The sequence below is a fragment of the Fictibacillus tiangongensis genome, assembly GCF_048083785.1.
In the GTDB taxonomy this organism is placed as follows: domain Bacteria; phylum Bacillota; class Bacilli; order Bacillales; family Fictibacillaceae; genus Fictibacillus.
Genome location: NZ_CP182294.1, coordinates 2549371 through 2567686, shown reverse-complemented (window position 1 = coordinate 2567686; position 18316 = coordinate 2549371). Strand labels below are relative to the sequence as shown.

Here is an 18316-nt window from a genome sequence, read left to right as displayed (position 1 = left end):
ATAATTCATGAATATTAGCTGTTTTTTGGTTTATTATGCCTCTTTTAAAGGTAATGTAAACCAAAAGGAGTGAGTCTGATGAGTTCTATAACATTTTACACGTACCCTAGCTGCACTTCGTGTCGCAAAGCGAAAATGTGGCTTAAGCAAAATAAAGTTTCGTTTGATGAAAGACATTTATTCAAAGAAACCCCAACTGTTGAAGAACTTAGAGAGCTATTAAAACTTACAAAGTATGGAACAGAAGATATCTTGGCTAAAAGAAGTCAGTCGTTTAAATCACTAGATGTTGATATCTATGATCTTTCAACAAATGAACTATTAACGCTCTTGACTAAGAATCCTAAACTGTTAAAAAGACCATTAGTAACAGACGGTAAACAGCTCATAGCAGGTTATAGTCCTGGAGATATGAAAAAACTATGTGCAACAAAAGAAAAAGAACACATCTCTAGTCATGTGTCCTGAACAAAACACTCTTTACTTTTAAAGAGTGTTATTTTTTTGGCTGGGCTAGCTGGATTCGAACCAACGCATGACGGAGTCAAAGTCCGTTGCCTTACCGCTTGGCTATAGCCCAATGCAACAATACTAGTATGAGCTGTGTCGAAATTTATATACATATCTTTTTTGAAAAAATGCAGGAATTGTCGTTTTATGAGAGAAATGATTATTCAATAAAATAAAAGGGAGATGATAGTGCTTGCCGATTAAGTTGTTAGGAAATTCAATCCTACATGAGGCATCTATTCAGAAAGCATCAGACATTCATTTTATACCGATTAAAAAGGGAGGTATCGTTCAATTTCGTATAGATGATCGGCTGATTGAACACAGAATGCTTTCTCAAGAAGAGTACATCAGAGTTCTTGCGCATTTTAAATATTCTGCAAGAATGGACATTGGCGAACATCGAAAGCCTCAGAGCGGGTCAATGGACGTTATGATCAATAATGTAAATGTACATCTTCGTTTTTCATCTATACCTTCCGCATTTAATGAATCACTCGTCATACGTTTGCTTCCTCAGCAAGAAACATTAACTCTTCATGAACTATCCCTTTTTCCTCACATGTTTCAAAAACTTTTATCCCTCATTAAACGTTCAAGTGGTCTATTATTATTCTCAGGTCCAACCGGATCAGGTAAAACCACCATCTTATATTCCTTGCTTCATCACCTGCAAAAAAACTATAAACGCCAAGTGGTAACACTGGAAGATCCCGTAGAACGAAAAGTAGATTCGTTTTTACAAATGGAAATTAATGAAAAAGCAGGTCTGACATATGGTGAAGGTTTCAAGTCACTCTTACGGCATGATCCGGATGTGATCATGATCGGTGAGATCAGAGATGAAGCAACAGCGAGGCTCGTTATTCGAGCATCATTGACTGGACATCTAGTTCTGTCTACGATGCATGCTGCAGATTGTATCGGTTGTATTGAGCGCTTTCGAGAATTTGGTATTCAGGAAACAGAACTGCAACAAACGTTGATGGGAATCGTGTCACAGCGTCTGATCTCAATACCATGTCCGTTTTGTGGGGACAATTGTGTGGATTTTTGTTTCAAGTCTAGAACGTATAGAAGAGCAGGAATCTATGAGATGCTTTGTAATCAGGAATTAATCACTGTGTTAAATAAGGTGAGTCGTGAAAAGACTACCTACAAAAATCTCTCATTTTATTTTAACCATGCTTATGCAGCAGGCTATGTGACTAAAGAGAGCTACGAAAGATGGATGGGAGGAGAATCACAAAGTGATAAGAAGGGGCTGGAAAAAAGCTTCTCAAGGAATCTTTCTTTATAAGCTTGGCTTTTTGTTAGATCAAGGCTATACCATTAACAAGAGCATAGAGCTCGTCAGGTCACAGCTTCCACAAAAACGGCGAGAAGATGCTGATCACATGCTGGAGATTCTTGCTTCTGGTCATTCTGTAATGGAGATCTTTTCACCATTACAATTGCCAAAAGAAATAGTAAGTTCATTATCCATTAACAGTGCGAATGGCAATTTGACGAAAAGTCTTATGGAGAACGGAAATTTTTTGAGAAAAAAAGCTGATTGGCGTGCCCGTTTGAACAAAGCCATTAGATATCCTCTATTCCTGCTGTTCCTTACCGTATGGATCGGGATCGTATTCTATCAATTTCTATTTCCTCAGTTTTCTATCCTATTCTCATCATTAGATGTTAAAACCCCGTTGTTTACGAAATGGATGCTTATGTTTCTAGGAAGCATGCCACTCATCGGAGTGTGTTTCCTTACTTTAGGCATCGCATCATGGATCGTTATGATCGTTATGAGAAAGAAAGCAAAGCCTTCTACTCAGATGGATCTACTTATGAGAATCCCCATCTTAAAACAATTTCTTTTGTTAATGAACACACATTTCTTTAGTGTGAACTTCGGCTCGATGCTGCAAAGCGGCTTGTCTGTATCTGATGCCCTTCTTGTAATGGAGAAACATTTAAACAAAGGTTTTTTTAAAGAAGAGAGCCAGAGGCTACAGAAAGGTCTCTTAAATGGATCCGAACTAACAGAGCTTTTGCTTGCAAAGTCCTATTTTAAGAGTGAACTGGCTGAGATTGTACGCTTTGGATTAGCTCATGGAGAACTCGGCAAAGAGTTAATCTCTTATGGCGAATGGATTTTTAAAGAGTTAGAAGACAAGGTTTATTCTTCCTTGCAAAGAATTCAACCCATCCTATTTGCAGGGATCGGAGTGTTTGTTCTATTAAAGTTTGCCTCAATGTTATTGCCTATGTTTAAACTCATGGAAGCATTATGAGGAGGAAGAATATGAATAATGAAAAAGGATTTACTTTAATAGAAATGATGATCGTGCTTTTGGTCATTTCGGTACTGATGCTTATCGCTCTGCCGAGTATGACCAAGAATAACAGTCTCGTAAAATCGTTAGGGTGTGAAGCGACCATCGATCTTGTGCAAGGACAAGTAGGAGCGTACGAGGCAGAGAAAAATGCACTGCCTACGATAGAAGAACTGAAGGATGGCGGATATATTGATACCGTAACTTGTCCAGACAAAAAACCTTTGCTTATCGATAGTAAAGGAGTCGTTTCAGTGAGCGATGAAGAGTGAACGAACCGTTAGAAAAAATAAAGAAGGGACAATTAGGATTTAGTTTGATCGAGATGATGATCGTACTTTTAATCATCGGTATGATCAGTGCGGTTGCATACCCTTCGTATGATCGTTTTAGAAAGAATCGGGAGACCGAATATTTCATACGTACGTTTCAAAAAGACATCGTTCACATGCAGCAAAAAGCAGTAAATGAGAATCGTGTCTATAACTTATCGATCGATAATGAAAACCATAAATACGAGGTGAGAGGGAACGGCAGTAAAGAACCTGTAAAAAGGGATTTTCCAAAACATATCTGGTTTGAGAGCTATTCGATGTTTCTATCTGTGCAATTTAATCAGAATGGAAATATCAGTCGTGCGGGAACTCTCTATGTTCACTCTGCTACTTCTTCTTATAAGATGGTTTTTCAATTGGGCAAAGGTAAATTTTATGTTGCAAAACAATAAAGGTTATCTACTGATTGAGTCTATGTTTAGTCTTGTATTGATCTCAGTAGTATTTTCCATATGTTTACCTTTCATCTATATCTCATATCAAGAACAAAGAACATCAGAGCAGCTTCTATATGCGATGACAGAAGCTGACCATGCTGCTGGCATGAGAAGCATGTCACAGCTTATACCTGATGAGCGTTATTGGCTTGATAACGGCATTGAGTATCAGCTATTAACAAGAAAAGGTGTGACGGATGAATACGAGACTTGTATTTCGTTCAGAGGTTCAAACCAAAAGAATTATACAACGTGTGCGAGTTCATTCTAAAATCCCCGCAAACAAGAACGGTTATACCCTCGTAGAATCGATGATCGCATTAGGAATTTTGATCGTAACAACTTTTATGATCACAATGTTGTTAACTCATCTACAAAAACAACCTCAATCCGTTCAATCTGAAGAAACTGCATTGTTTTTTTCTATGATCGGAAAAGAAATAAGAGAAGCTGCAACTTTTGAGGTGCGAAACAACGCGTTGTTCATTACACTCTCTACCGGTGAAGTGATCAGTTTCACACGTTATCATTCTCTTATACGAAAACAAGTTAATGGATTAGGTCACGAAGTTTGGGTTCAAAATATTCAAGAGATGAGAGTAGAAGAAATAGAAGAGCGTTATGTTTACGTCACGCTGACGGATAAAGAAGGAAACCAAGCTCGTCGTGGCTTTAGGAGAATGAGACATGAATGAGAGAGGAATGATATATCCGCTCGTTCTAACGCTTAGCTTCATCCTATTGATTTTCTTTAGTTACCTAACAGAAAAAGTAGCGTCAGAGCGACAGTTTGTTTATATGCAGGAAGAACAACTTAGACAAGTCCGTCTGATCCAGCAAGGTGCGGATCGTGCTCTTGTTTGGGTAGAAGAACTCGTGGATTATCCGTCAGAACGCAGACTAAACGTTAACGAGGGACAGTTAAAGGTTGTATTTACGAAAACATCTGTTAATGAAGTGATGTTTACGGTTGAAGCTGTTACAACTCGACAGTCTACAAAAAAGGTAAAAGTGTATTATAATGTAACCCAGAAAAGCGTTACAAAATGGGTGGAGGGTTAAAATTGAACACCATATATTTAGTCGGTTTCATGGGTTGTGGAAAAACATCTGTAGGAAGAGAGCTTTCAAAACGTTTAGAAGTTCCTCCTTATGATGTTGATTCGACAGTGGAAAATGATCGAGGACAAACGATAAGAGAAATATTTAAGAACGAAGGGGAGGAGGCGTTCCGTAATTACGAGTCTCTTGCCATTCGCCAGCTCCCCGTACAACATGCTGTTGTCATGACTGGAGGGGGTGCGGTAGTAAGGGAAGAAAACTTAATGTACATGAAGAACAATGGGATTGTCATCTACTTAAAAACAAGTTTTCCCGTTCTTTGGAGTAGGTTGATGACAGAAGAGGAAAGAAACAAGAGGCCCATCCTATTAACTTCAACAAAAGAAGAAGTTCAGCAACTCTTTAACGAAAGAAGTTTACATTATGAAAAAAGTGATATCGAGGTTATTACAGATCCATTAACAACAGAAGAAGTATGTGACCAAATTTTAGAAAAGTTAAGTCGTTTAAACATACAATAATTGGCGAAACTAGAAAGTGATTGCTTCTAAAAGGGAGTTTTGCCAATGGCTGCGGGATCAGATGTTATCAAGTTTCTTACACAGAGGGTCGTCAAATATTTGGATGAACCAAAATCAGTAAGAAAGGAAAGGCGTATCACTAAAAAAAATGAACGTGAACCTTTGCTTACTTATCTATTTGGGGTCGTTCCGATGGGACTCGGTCTAGCGTTCCGAAGAAAGAAAAAGAAATAAGGCTGGAAAAAGGAAGAGCCGGGATACAGTTCCCAGCTCTTATTTTTTATGCAAGATAGAAAAGTCCGCCATTTATGATCTCCACAATGATCTGTGGCTCATATTGTGTACGAAGTGCTTCTTTTTCAATATGATAGGCTTCAGGTTTTGTTATTGAATCTTCATAAAAACTCTCTAATAGTTCAAGGTCTTCATTCCAACGTTTTTTTGCGTCCTCGGCCCACGTGTGATCATCTCTATCAATAACTTCCTGTATTTGATTTTCTAATCTTTTTATTGCACTCTGTGGCTTGATGAACGGAGAGAGGGTATAACAAAAATCAGGAATTCTCTTCGTTAACAGCATCTTTTGAAGACGTTGATGAAAGTGATCTTCAATCGTCCCGTTGATCAGTTGTATCCCATATGAAAGTACTTGATCTTTCTTTTGATCACACTGATACGTAACTTTAACGTTCAAACATAACCAGGGTTGCAGAGGGACCTGTGCTCCTTGCTGAGGAACAGATTCATACAGTCGAATAAAAGAGGCGAGCTTCTTTGTCGATCCAAAGATCTGATGAAGTCTAGGTGAACCAAAGTGGATAAATTCACCTTTTCCATCAGGAGCTTGCTGTTGACCTGTAACTAAAGTCAATGTCATCGGATTCGGGGTACCTCCCGTTTTTTCGAGATAGTGCCAGTAGAACGGACGGTTCATTAAAACTTTATCAAGTTCAGTGGTCAATTGAACTTTCATATAACTAAAGTTTTTCTCTTGAATTCTGCATTCGTTCGCATCAAAATATCGCTCAAGAAAGCGATGAATCTCGTGCTGCTGCATGCTCTTCCCATCCTTTCTGTTTGATGCCGCCATCAAGGTTGATCAAGGAAGCCAGATTATCCATCTTTACTCGGATCTCTCCTTCACTCTCAGACGTATTCATGATGTCTGCGATATGGCGTTCTATGTTCTTGATCTCAAATTTTGTTAAGATTTCATCAAGTTCCCCAATGACACTCTCAAAAAGGTTGATCTTGTTATACAGCAAGTTTAAGATGTGCTCTTCAATCGTATTCTGAGTGGCAAAGTTATAGATATGAACGTCCCCTTGCTGTCCGATACGATGGATACGTCCGATCCGCTGCTCGATCCTCATCGGGTTCCATGGCAGATCGTAATTGATGATATGTTGACAGAACTGAAGGTTGATTCCTTCACCACCGGCTTCCGTTGCGATCAACACTTGTGCTCTTGTTCGAAAGAGATGCGTCATCCAGTCCTTTTTACTTCGCTTAAATCCCCCTCTAAACGGTACAGAAGAGATGCCATGCTGCTGTAAAAACCACTGTAAATAAAGTTGTGTCGCACGATATTCTGTAAAAATGATGACCTTGGAATCGATCGATTGAATCAGTTCTAACGCTTTTAGAGCTTTAGAGTTTTGATCAACAAGTTCAATTTTTTTCATTAGCTCTAAGATTCGTTGTTCCATTAACGAGTTTGAAACATCCTTTTGAAGCATATTTTTCAAAGTTAGAAAAACAGCTTCCCGCGAACTGCATGCTTCCCGCTGCAGGGTGACGATAGAAAATTTACTTCGGTCAAAGTAAGAGTCTTTTTTTAATTGAGAGATTTCATCGTATAGATCACGTTCTGTTTTTGATAATGTAATAGGAATAGTTTGTACAAGACGCTTCGGCCATTTCAGCCCAGTCTCTTCTCGCCGGTTACGGACCATCACCTTGTTTACGAGCTGCTTCAGCTTTTCTTCATTTTTAAGTGAATATTTATCTTCTTTATAATCTTTGTCAAAGTTTTCTCGGTTTCCTAGATGGCCAGGCTTTAATAAAGATACAAGATTAAAAATCTCCTCAACTCTGTTTTGTACCGGAGTAGCTGTTAATAATAAGCAGAACTTCTTTTTTAATAACTGTACAAATTCATAGTTTTTCGTTTTCTTGTTCTTTAATTTGTGTGCTTCATCGATGATAACTAGATCATAGTCTTGATTAAGAACGATGTCTCGATGCGGTGCGCGTTTTGCCGTATCAATGGAAGATACGACTACATCACATTGCTCCCATACATACGCTTTTTTTTGAGCGATTGCTGGAATAAAGAACTTCTGATTCAACTCGTTCGTCCATTGAATAACGAGTGAAGCTGGAACGAGGATCAAAATTTTCTTAGCAAGCCGGCGTATCATGTACTCTTTTAGAATCAATCCTGCTTCGATCGTTTTTCCTAGTCCTACTTCATCTGCCAAGATTGCTTTTCCGTTCATCTGTTCAATAACGGTAGTCGCAACGTCCAGCTGATGAGGCAAAAAAGTCATCTGTGGGAGGTGATCTGGAGCTTGAAGGCCTAGGAAATCAGGAATTGCTAAGTGGTGTTCTGCTTCAAGAGCTAAATTATATAATTCCCAATTGGCCCAAGGTCCATCTTCATCCACACGCTTTAAGAAGTCATCATGCCATTCTCGCTGAAACTGAACGTCGATTTTCATAACGGATTTCCTTTCTTTAAAAAAGTTCGTTGCCATTCCTTTTGTAATAATGATAGGATAATAATGTAGTAAACATAGTAATAGTATGTGCGACCTTGGACAATAACATACTCGCGAATGAAAGTAAGAGGAGAGACTGCGTTAGCGGCGCCGAAGGAGCAAACAATTGTGAAACTCTCAGGCAAAAAGACTCTTGCTAGACGCATCTCTGGAGAGTGCTTTTTTAATAGATGAAAGCCACCAACGAAGAAACTCAAGGGAGTTTACTTGAGAAACTTACAGGTTGCAGGACAGAGGATCCCATTTTTAAGGGGTCTTTCTGTCCTTTTTTTGTCCAGAAAAGTCCGAAAATTTTTAAGTATGAAAAAGGAGGAGTTCACATGGCTACATTGTTACGAACACCGTTATTTGAGACTTACAAAGAACACGGTGGAAAAGTAATTGATTTTGGCGGTTGGGAGTTGCCTGTTCAGTTCTCAAGTATTAAAGAGGAACACGAAGCGGTTAGGACGAAAGCTGGTCTATTCGATGTCTCTCACATGGGAGAATTTGATGTTAGAGGACCAAATGCTCTATCGTTTCTACAATATACAATGACCAATGATGTTTCCAAACTTCAAAACGGTCAAGCGCAATATACAGCTATGTGCTATGAGAACGGCGGTACAGTAGATGACCTTTTAGTTTATAAAAGAGATGAAAACGATTACTTACTCGTTGTGAATGCCTCAAATATTGAAAAAGATTTCGAATGGCTTATGAGCAAGAAGCCTGAAGGTGTAGAACTAGTGAACGTATCTCCTGAATATGCGCAGCTCGCGATTCAAGGACCAAAAGCAGAAGAAATTCTACAAAAACTAACGGATACTAATCTTTCTGAGATCGGATTCTTCCGTTTTAAAGAAGATGTTTCACTAGCCGGAATATCTGCTCTTGTTTCTCGAACAGGTTACACAGGAGAAGATGGTTTTGAGATCTATTTAAAGACGGAACAGGCTGAAAAACTGTGGAGATCTGTACTTGAAGCAGGCGCTGAAGATGGGTTGCTTCCTGCAGGGCTTGGCGCGCGTGATACGTTACGCTTTGAAGCAAAGCTTGCTCTATACGGTCAAGAACTAACAAAGGAAATTACTCCGATAGAGGCGGGTATTGGATTCGCAGTAAAAACAGATAAAGAAGCAGATTTTATTGGAAAAGAAATTTTAGCTGATCAAAAGAAGAATGGCGCCCCACGCAAACTGGTTGGAATCGAAATGATTGATAAAGGCATTCCACGATCACATTACGAGGTGTTTAAAGGTGATGTGAAAATCGGAGAAGTTACTACGGGAACACAGTCGCCAACTTTGAAGAAGAATCTAGGACTTGCTCTTCTTGAGAGAGATTTCACAGAGCTAGGAACAGAGGTAGAGGTACAGATTCGTCAAAAACGTTTAAAAGCAAAAGTAGTCGCTTCACCATTTTATAAACGAGGAAAATAAGACATTTTAGGGGGAGAAACCATGACGTTCCGCTATTTGCCGATGACTGATCAAGACAAAAAGGAAATGCTTGAAACGATTGGAATTGAAACGACAGAAGATCTTTTTCAGGATATTCCGGAAGAAGTTCGGTTCAGAGGACGCTTACAGATCGAGGAAGCTTTGTCAGAACCTCAACTAGTTAAAGAGATGGGCCGCTTGGCTGCGTTAAACAAAAATACAAAAGATCATGCTTCGTTCTTAGGAGCAGGTGTTTATGATCACTACACACCATCGATCGTTAATCACATGTTGCTTCGTTCAGAGTTCTACACAGCTTACACGCCATATCAGCCGGAGATCTCTCAAGGTGAACTTCAAGCGATCTTTGAGTTCCAAACGATGATCTGTGAGCTAACAGGTATGGATGTTGCTAACTCTTCTATGTACGATGGTGGAACTTCGCTTGCGGAGGCTGGATTATTATCAGCAGCTCAGACGCGCAGAAAGAAAATCGTTGTATCTAAATCCGTACACCCAGAATCGCGTGCTGTTCTGCAAACTTACGCAAAAGGGCAGCATCTTGAAGTAGTAGAAGTGGATACAGAAGATGGTGTTACTTCATTAAATGCATTGCGTGCTGAAGTTGATGAACAAACAGCGTGTGTGATCGTTCAATATCCAAACTTCTTCGGTCAGATCGAACCGTTAAAAGACATCGAAGAAATCGTACACAGTGCAAAAGGAATGTTCGTAGTTTCTTCAAATCCTTTAGCACTTGGTGCATTGACTCCTCCTGGCAAGTTTGGTGCTGATATCGTAGTCGGTGATGCACAGCCGTTTGGAATCGCACAAGGATTTGGCGGACCACACTGTGGATATTTTGCCGTAAAAACAAAATTGATGCGTAAAGTTCCCGGCCGTTTAGTAGGTCAAACGGTTGATGAAGACGGAAAGCGCGGATTCGTTCTTACTCTTCAAGCAAGAGAGCAGCATATCAGACGTGACAAAGCGACGAGTAACATCTGTTCAAACCAAGCGCTTAACGCACTCGCAGCTTCCATCGCTATGACGGCACTCGGAAAACAAGGTGTGAAAGAAGTAGCACACCAAAATATACAAAAAGCTCATTATGCGAAAAAAGTCCTTGAAGAAAAAGGATTCAAGACTGCATTCACGGGACCTTTCTTTAACGAGTTTGTCATTGAGTTAAAATGTACAGCGAAAGAAGTGAACAGAAAACTATTAGAATCTGGCATCATCGGTGGATATGATTTGGGTCTTTCGTATTCAGAACTTAAGAACCATATGCTTCTAGCAGTAACGGAAATGAGAACAAAAGAAGAGATCGATCAGCTTGCAAATGTATTGGAGGGATTAGCATGCGTACAGAACATCAGTCATTAATTTTTGAATTGTCTAAACCAGGTCGAGTAGGATACAGCATCCCTGAACTTGACGTACCGGAGATTAACGTAGAATCTATCATCCCTTCCGATTATTTGCGTACAGAAGAAGCGGATCTTCCTGAAGTGTCAGAGCTTCAGATCGTTCGTCATTACACAGCGTTATCCAATCGTAACCATGGTGTGGATTCTGGTTTCTATCCACTAGGTTCATGTACGATGAAATATAATCCTAAAATTAATGAAGATGTAGCGCGCTTCCCTGGATTTGCAAACATCCACCCTCTTCAAGATGAAGAGACGGTTCAAGGTGCGATGGAGATGATGTACCGCTTGCAAACATCACTGGCTGAAATCACAGGCATGGATGAAGTGACGCTTCAACCAGCTGCAGGTGCACATGGTGAATGGACAGGACTAATGATGATCCGTGCTTACCATGAAGCCAATGGTGACTTCAATCGTACAAAAGTAATCGTTCCTGATTCAGCACACGGTACAAATCCTGCTTCTGCAACGGTTGCCGGTTTTGAATCGATCACGGTGAAATCAGATGAGCGCGGACTTGTTGATCTCGAAGATTTGAAAAGAGTTGTCGATCAAGATGTGGCGGCACTAATGCTTACAAATCCAAATACGCTTGGTCTTTTCGAAGAACATATTCTAGAAATGGCAAAGATCGTCCATGAAGCTGGCGGAAAGCTTTACTATGATGGAGCTAACGCAAATGCGATATTAGGATTTGCGCGACCTGGAGACATGGGCTTTGACGTTGTTCACTTAAATCTTCATAAAACATTTACAGGACCTCACGGTGGTGGCGGACCTGGATCAGGACCAGTAGGAGTTAAGGAAGATCTGATCCCATTCTTGCCAAAACCAGTTCTCGTTAAAGAGGACGATCTTTATAAGTTTGAATATGATCGCCCGCAATCGATCGGACGAGTAAAGCCTTTTTATGGTAACTTCGGCATTAACGTACGTGCGTTTACGTACATCATGACGATGGGGCCAGACGGATTACATCAAGTATCAGAGAACGCCGTGTTAAACGCGAACTATATGATGCGCCGACTTGAGCCTCATTTCGATCTACCGTTTACGCAGCATTGTAAACACGAGTTCGTATTATCTGGACGCCGCCAGAAGAAACTTGGCGTGAGAACGCTTGATATCGCAAAACGTCTCTTAGACTTTGGCTACCACCCGCCAACGATCTACTTCCCGTTAAGTGTAGAAGAAGCGATCATGATCGAGCCGACAGAAACGGAATCAAAAGAAACACTCGATGAATTTATTGAGAAGATGATTCAGATTTCAAAAGAAGCAGAAGAAACACCTGAATTGGTTCAAGAAGCTCCTCATACTACCGTTGTTAAACGACTGGATGAAGCAACAGCTGCAAGAAAGCCAATCTTAAAATATTCAAAACAAGTTTAAAATGCAAAAAAGCAGCTCTGGAAATTTTCCTGAGCTGCTTTTGATATTAGTTTGATTTTACACGGCCAGTCCATTTGCGGAAGCCGCCATGTAGGTGATGAAGCTGGCCGTATTTTTTCTTTTTCAGAAAATTGGCTGCACGAGCGCTTCTGAATCCACTTTCACAATATAGATAAACAGGCTGATCGCTGCGCACTTCTTTTAATCTCTGTCTCATTTGAGAGAGAGGAATGTTGCGTGCTCCTAAAATATGTCCTTTTTTAAACTCTTCAGGCTCACGAACATCGATCAGTTGTGCTTTTCGATAACCAGCTTTAAACTCTTCTTCGTTCAACGTAGTTAGAAATCTTTTTTGATAAAGCCCCATACCAATTACATACGCCAATAATGCTACTACAATTCCTGCTAAAACTATCCATAACATAACGCTTGCACTCCTTTAAACAATCTACCACAATTATAGCTGTGCTCGGCTATATAGGCAAAAGAAAAATCTGACTTTAAGCGATTGTTTTGACACAATCCCCGAATTTGGTACACTAGTTACGAATGAATGGCAGGGAGACGAAAAACGTGGAAAAAGAAAACTGGTATTATATCGATTCTGGAAATTGCGAACCTGCAATTAATATGGCAATGGACGAAGCACTTCTAACATGGCACAGTGAAGGAAAGATTCCGCCTGTTATCCGCTTTTACGGATGGAATCCAGCTACGCTATCTATTGGATACTTTCAAAAAGTAGAAAAAGAGATTAACCTTGAAGCTGTAGAAAAATATGGACTGGGCTTTGTGAGACGGCCAACAGGAGGACGCGGAGTTCTTCATGATCAAGAACTCACATATAGCGTCATCGTATCTGAATCACACAAAGATATGCCACAAAGTGTAACTGAAGCTTATCGGGTGATCTCAGAAGGAATAAAAGAAGGGTTTCAAGGTTTAGGCCTCGATGCTTACTTCGCGGTTCCAAAAACAGAAGAAGAGCGTGAAGGATTGAAGAATCCCCGATCAGCAGTTTGTTTTGACGCTCCTTCTTGGTATGAATTAGTGGTAGAAGGAAGAAAAGTAGCGGGAAGTGCTCAAACGAGGCAAAAAGGTGTGATCTTGCAACACGGATCGATTCTTCTGGACCTAGATGAAGACAAACTGTTCGATCTGTTTAAGTATTCCAGCGACAGATTACGAGAAAGAATGCAAACCGCATTTAAGAAAAAAGCTGTAGCAGTGAACGCACTCCTAGATGTTCCTGTTACAATTGAAGACGCGAAGATTGCCTTTAAAAAAGGCTTCGAGGATGGTTTGAACGTAAATCTTGTACCTTATACACTTACAGAAGATCAGTGGGCAGAGGTTGAACACATAGCCGAGACCCGCTATCGCAACAACGATTGGACGTTCAGACGATAATAGTAAAAAATCGAAATCTCAACAAGAGATCTCGATTTTTTATTTTTGCTCTGTAAAGATCAGAAAAAAAGATGTCAAGATATTAATTTTTTTTGAAAAATAGCAGGAATTTTTGAAAACCAAGAGTTTGTACGGTTTTTTAAAACTACCAAATTATACAAATCTAGAATAAAGCCAATTCATTAATAAAATCATCATAAATTTACAAGAATCAAGGGATTGCTGTAAAATCCTCATGATTTTAAGTTTGACAATTTTTTTTCTTTGACATGAGGTTTACGTATATATAGTATAAGGGTAGAACTTATACATACAAGATATAGATATGCATCCGTATGTGATTTGAATTGAGGAGGAGAAATATGGACACAGTCGCAACTGTTAAAAAGGGTATTAACATTGATGCTCTCAATAGTGATATAGCTCAATTTCCACAAGTACACCCCGTAACTTCTACGATGAAAACAACACATAAAGGTGTTTCTCGGCTGGTCATGCTAGACCGATACAGCTTTAAAGACACAGAGAAGAAAACGTTAAAACCAGGTGATTTTGTTGTATTAACGGTAAAAGAGGATCCGAAATTTCCGGCAAGAGGGCTAGGTTATATTCAATCTGTCAATTGGGACGATAAAAACGCAGTCGTATTAGTTGAAGATGAGTTTAAAGCTGTACTAGAGAAGCCGGAAGAAGCTGAATCTGGCTTGATCACACGTTCACTTGATGTGATGGACAAGCCGTTAGAAGTTTACTACGAGCAGATCGCGCTGAGAAATGCAACAGGGTTAGCATCTGTGGAGACAACGGAAGAAAAGCGCCAAGAATCATTCCAAAAGTTTTACAAAGAACTTTCAGAGATGAATTTTGTACCCGCTGGCCGCGTTTTATATGGCGCAGGCGCAGAAACGGATGTAACGTATTTCAACTGTTACGTGATGCCGTATGTAAAAGATTCGCGTGAAGGCATCTCAGATCACCGTAAGCAAGTTATGGAGATCATGAGTCGCGGCGGCGGAGTTGGGACGAACGGATCTACACTTCGACCGAAGAACGCACTAGCTAGAGGCGTAAACGGGAAATCATCTGGATCTGTATCCTGGCTGGATGACATCGCGAAGTTAACGCATCTGGTTGAGCAGGGAGGAAGTCGCAGGGGGGCCCAGATGATCATGCTGGCCGACTGGCATCCTGACATCATCGATTTCATTATTTCAAAGATGCAAAATCCTCGCATTTTACGTTACTTGATTGAAAATACGAACGACGAGAAGATCAAACAAGTTGCACAAGATAAATTAAAATTCACACCGCTGACACCAGCTCAAAAAGCGATGTATGAAGGAATCCTTCGCTATAAGGATATTCCAGGAACAGGTGGATTTGATTCTGACGTTTTACGCGATGCAGAAACAATGCTTCGAGATGGAGGAACATACAGCGTTCATAATTCTGAGTTCTTAACTGGAGCAAATATCTCAGTTACGATCACAAAAGAATTTATGGAAGCTGTAGAAAATGATACTGAATATCTTTTGCGTTTTCCAAGTGTTGAAGCTTACACGCCAGAAGAGATGGAAGCATACAACAACGAGTGGCATGAAGTCGGAGATGTTCGTGTTTGGGAAGAGAAAGGCTATGGTATTCGCGTCTACAAACGAATTCAAGCGCGTGAACTGTGGAACTTGATCAACATTTGCGCAACATACTCTGCTGAGCCAGGTATTTTCTTTATTGATAATGCAAATGACATGACGAACGCTACCGCTTATGGACAAAAGGTTGTAGCAACGAATCCGTGTGGAGAACAACCACTTGCACCGTACAGTGTCTGCAACCTTGCTGCAGTCAACCTTGGAAACATGGCTGACAAAGAAAACAAAACGGTCGACTTTGATAAGCTGAAACAAACGGTTGAAGTTGGCGTACGTATGCAGGACAACGTAATTGATGCAACACCATACTTCTTAGAACCAAACCGTGTCCAAGCACTAGGGGAACGTCGTGTAGGACTTGGTGTAATGGGACTTCATGACCTTTTAATCTATTGCGAGACCGTTTACGGATCTGAAGAAGGAAATAAGCTTGTTGACCAAATTTTTGAGACGATTGCTGTTACGGCTTACCGCACTTCCATCGAGCTTGCAAAAGAGAAGGGAAGTTTCCCATTCTTAGAAGGCGATTCAGATGAGTCGACTAACGAGTTGCGTAGACGATTTACTGAAACGGGTTATATGAAAAAGCTTCCTGAAGATCTACGGAAAGACATTTTAGAATTCGGGATTCGTAACTCTCACTTGTTAACTGTTGCTCCAACTGGATCCACAGGAACCATGGTTGGCGTTTCTACAGGATTAGAGCCTTACTTCTCATTCTCATACTTCCGCAGTGGTCGTCTTGGAAAGTTTATTGAAGTAAAAGCTGATATCGTAAAAGAATATTTAGACAGCAATCCAGAAGCGAACGAAAATGAGCTTCCTGAATGGTTTGTGGCTGCAATGGAGCTTGCACCGGAAGCACATGCAGATACGCAATGTGTCATCCAGCGTTGGGTAGACAGCTCAATCTCAAAAACGGTTAACGCTCCGAAAGGTTATACGGTGGATCAAGTTCAAAAAGTCTACGAACGCCTTTATAAGGGTGGAGCAAAAGGTGGAACGGTTTACGTTGATGGAAGCCGCGACTCACAGGTTCTTACACTAAAAGCAGAAGAGACATTTGAACAAACTGAGATCGATCTTGGTATGGAAGAAGAAAAAAGCAAAGTTGTTATTTTAGATACGATTACTGATCTTCGTTCTACAGATGTAACCATCGGTAACGAAGTTGGGAACACTTGCCCGGTATGTCGAAAAGGGAAAGTAAAAGAAATCGGTGGCTGTAACACGTGTACAAATTGTAATGCTCAATTAAAATGCGGATTATAAGAAAGCAAGGGAAGGAACTGGAAAAGTTCCTTCCCTTTTCTTTTGTCGATATTAGCACATACTAAATCCATCATTTGTGATAAAAATTGTGGGGTGTGTGACTATGGCTGGTGCCAATAAACCGTTTATGCCGCAGTTGATCTATTTCGAACCGCGTGCATTAGAGTATCCATTAGGAAAAGAATTGTTCGACCGTTTTAGCAAGTTAGAAGTTGAAATCAGGGAGACAACATCACATAACCAAATTCGTGATTTGCCAGGAGACAATGATTTTCAAAAATATAGAACAGCTAAATCAACGCTAGTTGTCGGTATTAGAAAAACGTTAAAGTTTGATACATCAAAACCATCTGCAGAATACGCGATTCCTCTCGCAACTGGATGTATGGGACATTGTCATTATTGTTATCTGCAGACGACACTCGGCAGCAAGCCGTATCTACGAACTTATGTGAATACAGATGAGATCTTTGCTCAAGCTGAAAAGTATATGCAGGAACGATCACCAGAGATCACACGATTCGAAGCTTCATGTACATCTGATATTGTCGGCATCGATCATCTAACACATAATCTAAAAAGAGCGATTGAATTTTTTGGAGCAACAGATCTAGGAAGACTTCGATTTACGACGAAATATCATCATGTAGATCATTTACTTGATGCAAAACACCAAGGTAGAACGCGTTTCCGTTTTAGTGTAAATTCAAACTATGTGATAAAGAACTTCGAACTTGGAACAAGTCCGCTTGAAGAGCGCATTAATGCTGCCATTAAAGTGGCTGAAGCAGGATATCCATTAGGATTTATCGTGGCACCTCTTTACCTTCATAAAGATTGGGAAGAAGGCTATGAAGAACTTTTTGATATCTTAGAAGCGAAAATACCAAAGCATTTAACGAATGATCTTACGTTTGAACTGATTCAGCACCGATTTACGAAACCTGCAAAGCGTGTTATCGAAAAAAACTACCCAAAATCAAAGCTTGAGATGAATGAAGAAGAGCGGAAATATAAATGGGGAAGATATGGAATCGGAAAATATGTTTATCAAGATGATCAGGCGACAAGACTGCGTGAAACGGTAGAGAATTATATTCATACGATGTTTCCACAAGCAAAGATCGAATATTTTACTTGATCAAATGACAAGACAGCTTCCCTTGTCACGCTTACCATTCTATAGTATCCTTTTTATAGAGACCAAGCTGGTTTAGTATAGGGAGTGAACAATTTGCCGCCAACCCCAAGTATGGAAGACTATATAGAACGCATCTATGCCCTAATTGAAGAGAAAGGCTATGCCAGGGTATCAGATCTTGCTGAGAACCTAGAAGTGCATCCCTCTTCAGTAACCAAGATGATTCAAAAGCTCGACAAAGGCAAGTATGTCGTTTATGAAAAATACAGAGGCTTTGTTCTTACACCGAATGGAAAGAAACTTGGAAAACGTTTAGTGTACAGACACGAGTTACTTGAAGAATTCTTAAAAGTGATTGGGGTCGACCAAGAGAACATCTACCAAGATGTTGAGGGTATCGAACATCATTTAAGCTGGAACGCTATCGATCGAATTGGAGATCTAGTTCAGTTCTTTGAAGAAGATGAAAATAGAATAAAGTCATTAAGAGAAGTTCAAGCAAAAAATGAAGAACAAGAACAATCATAAATTTTTTATGGTTGTTTTTATTTTGGATTTTTTGTGTGGTGCGGTGTATGGAAACACAAGTGGACAGTAAAACCTGAGAAGTGGACAGTATTTTT

Annotated in this window: 20 protein-coding genes, 1 tRNA gene and 1 riboswitch; of the genes, 17 read left to right on the top strand and 4 right to left on the bottom strand. The window is 40.0% G+C overall.

Features of this window, described 5'->3' with window-relative positions:
• The first annotated feature begins 78 nt into the window (after positions 1-78).
• On the top strand, positions 79-468 hold the full coding sequence (locus ACNJYY_RS13840) for a Spx/MgsR family RNA polymerase-binding regulatory protein (protein WP_144699100.1): 390 nt from the start codon (positions 79-81) through the stop codon (positions 466-468).
• 37 nt (positions 469-505) lie between these two features.
• Here ACNJYY_RS13840 and ACNJYY_RS13835 read toward each other — a convergent pair.
• Positions 506-580: transfer RNA gene (locus ACNJYY_RS13835), tRNA-Gln, on the bottom strand.
• Positions 581-703: 123 nt separating this feature from the next.
• Between ACNJYY_RS13835 and comGA the strand changes: the two genes are divergently transcribed.
• The 9 genes from comGA to ACNJYY_RS13790 are packed head-to-tail and all read left to right on the top strand — an operon-like array spanning position 704 to position 5423.
• On the top strand, positions 704-1810 hold the full coding sequence (gene comGA / locus ACNJYY_RS13830; RefSeq protein ID WP_416728964.1) for a competence type IV pilus ATPase ComGA: 1107 nt from the start codon (positions 704-706) through the stop codon (positions 1808-1810).
• Positions 1761-2792, top strand: a complete 1032-nt coding sequence (gene comGB / locus ACNJYY_RS13825) for a competence type IV pilus assembly protein ComGB (protein ID WP_416728963.1) — start codon at positions 1761-1763, stop codon at positions 2790-2792. The genes comGA and comGB overlap by 50 nt, the downstream gene beginning before the upstream one ends.
• 11 nt (positions 2793-2803) lie before the next feature.
• Positions 2804-3106 (top strand): competence type IV pilus major pilin ComGC, encoded by a 303-nt coding sequence (gene comGC, locus ACNJYY_RS13820; RefSeq protein WP_416728962.1) that lies wholly within the window; start codon positions 2804-2806, stop codon positions 3104-3106.
• Positions 3103-3561, top strand: coding sequence for a competence type IV pilus minor pilin ComGD (gene comGD / locus ACNJYY_RS13815; protein ID WP_416728961.1), 459 nt, complete (start codon positions 3103-3105; stop codon positions 3559-3561). The genes comGC and comGD overlap by 4 nt, the downstream gene beginning before the upstream one ends.
• Positions 3545-3877: a hypothetical protein gene (locus ACNJYY_RS13810; RefSeq protein WP_416728960.1), complete on the top strand. Its 333-nt coding sequence runs from the start codon at positions 3545-3547 to the stop codon at positions 3875-3877. The genes comGD and ACNJYY_RS13810 overlap by 17 nt, the downstream gene beginning before the upstream one ends.
• Positions 3804-4301, top strand: coding sequence for a competence type IV pilus minor pilin ComGF (locus ACNJYY_RS13805; protein WP_416728959.1), 498 nt, complete (start codon positions 3804-3806; stop codon positions 4299-4301). The genes ACNJYY_RS13810 and ACNJYY_RS13805 overlap by 74 nt, the downstream gene beginning before the upstream one ends.
• Positions 4294-4668 (top strand): competence type IV pilus minor pilin ComGG, encoded by a 375-nt coding sequence (gene comGG, locus ACNJYY_RS13800; RefSeq protein WP_416728958.1) that lies wholly within the window; start codon positions 4294-4296, stop codon positions 4666-4668. Before ACNJYY_RS13805 ends, comGG begins: the two co-directional genes overlap by 8 nt.
• Before the next feature lie 2 nt (positions 4669-4670).
• A complete protein-coding gene (locus ACNJYY_RS13795) occupies positions 4671-5189 on the top strand; it encodes a shikimate kinase (protein ID WP_416728957.1) in 519 nt (172 codons plus the stop codon).
• A 45-nt stretch (positions 5190-5234) separates the two neighbouring features.
• Entirely contained in the window at positions 5235-5423 is a 189-nt protein-coding gene (locus tag ACNJYY_RS13790; protein ID WP_416728956.1) for a YqzE family protein, read from the top strand.
• Positions 5424-5469: 46 nt separating this feature from the next.
• Here ACNJYY_RS13790 and ACNJYY_RS13785 read toward each other — a convergent pair whose 3' ends face one another.
• Positions 5470-6246 carry a YqhG family protein gene (locus tag ACNJYY_RS13785; RefSeq protein ID WP_416728955.1) on the bottom strand — a complete coding sequence of 259 codons (777 nt, stop codon included), beginning with the start codon at positions 6244-6246 and terminating at the stop codon, positions 5470-5472.
• Positions 6215-7912, bottom strand: coding sequence for a DEAD/DEAH box helicase (locus ACNJYY_RS13780; protein ID WP_416728954.1), 1698 nt, complete (start codon positions 7910-7912; stop codon positions 6215-6217). Before ACNJYY_RS13780 ends, ACNJYY_RS13785 begins: the two co-directional genes overlap by 32 nt.
• A gap of 117 nt (positions 7913-8029) precedes the next feature.
• A riboswitch (glycine riboswitch) is annotated at positions 8030-8115 on the top strand.
• Positions 8116-8292: 177 nt separating this feature from the next.
• Between ACNJYY_RS13780 and gcvT the strand changes: the two genes are divergently transcribed.
• Genes gcvT through gcvPB form a run of 3 tightly spaced genes read left to right on the top strand, consistent with a single transcriptional unit; the run spans position 8293 to position 12218 of the window.
• Positions 8293-9393, top strand: coding sequence for a glycine cleavage system aminomethyltransferase GcvT (gcvT, locus tag ACNJYY_RS13775; RefSeq protein ID WP_416728953.1), 1101 nt, complete (start codon positions 8293-8295; stop codon positions 9391-9393).
• A gap of 21 nt (positions 9394-9414) precedes the next feature.
• Entirely contained in the window at positions 9415-10779 is a 1365-nt protein-coding gene (gene gcvPA / locus ACNJYY_RS13770; protein ID WP_416728952.1) for an aminomethyl-transferring glycine dehydrogenase subunit GcvPA, read from the top strand.
• Positions 10755-12218 carry an aminomethyl-transferring glycine dehydrogenase subunit GcvPB gene (gcvPB, locus tag ACNJYY_RS13765; RefSeq protein ID WP_416728951.1) on the top strand — a complete coding sequence of 488 codons (1464 nt, stop codon included), beginning with the start codon at positions 10755-10757 and terminating at the stop codon, positions 12216-12218. Before gcvPA ends, gcvPB begins: the two co-directional genes overlap by 25 nt.
• Positions 12219-12264: 46 nt before the next feature.
• Here the strand turns inward: gcvPB and ACNJYY_RS13760 are convergent, their stop codons facing one another.
• Positions 12265-12642, bottom strand: a complete 378-nt coding sequence (locus ACNJYY_RS13760) for a rhodanese-like domain-containing protein (protein ID WP_416728950.1) — start codon at positions 12640-12642, stop codon at positions 12265-12267.
• Positions 12643-12791: 149 nt separating this feature from the next.
• Here ACNJYY_RS13760 and ACNJYY_RS13755 point away from each other — a divergent pair, with 149 nt between their 5' ends.
• The 4 genes from ACNJYY_RS13755 to mntR all read left to right on the top strand — a co-directional run bounded on the left by ACNJYY_RS13755 (position 12792) and on the right by mntR (position 18221).
• Positions 12792-13628: a lipoate--protein ligase family protein gene (locus tag ACNJYY_RS13755; protein ID WP_416728949.1), complete on the top strand. Its 837-nt coding sequence runs from the start codon at positions 12792-12794 to the stop codon at positions 13626-13628.
• A gap of 362 nt (positions 13629-13990) precedes the next feature.
• Complete coding sequence (locus ACNJYY_RS13750) at positions 13991-16552, top strand: vitamin B12-dependent ribonucleotide reductase (protein WP_416728948.1); 2562 nt, start codon at positions 13991-13993, stop codon at positions 16550-16552.
• Positions 16553-16655: 103 nt separating this feature from the next.
• Complete coding sequence (gene splB, locus ACNJYY_RS13745; RefSeq protein WP_416728947.1) at positions 16656-17693, top strand: spore photoproduct lyase; 1038 nt, start codon at positions 16656-16658, stop codon at positions 17691-17693.
• A gap of 111 nt (positions 17694-17804) precedes the next feature.
• Positions 17805-18221, top strand: a complete 417-nt coding sequence (gene mntR / locus ACNJYY_RS13740; protein ID WP_066400195.1) for a transcriptional regulator MntR — start codon at positions 17805-17807, stop codon at positions 18219-18221.
• Positions 18222-18316 lie beyond the last annotated feature (95 nt).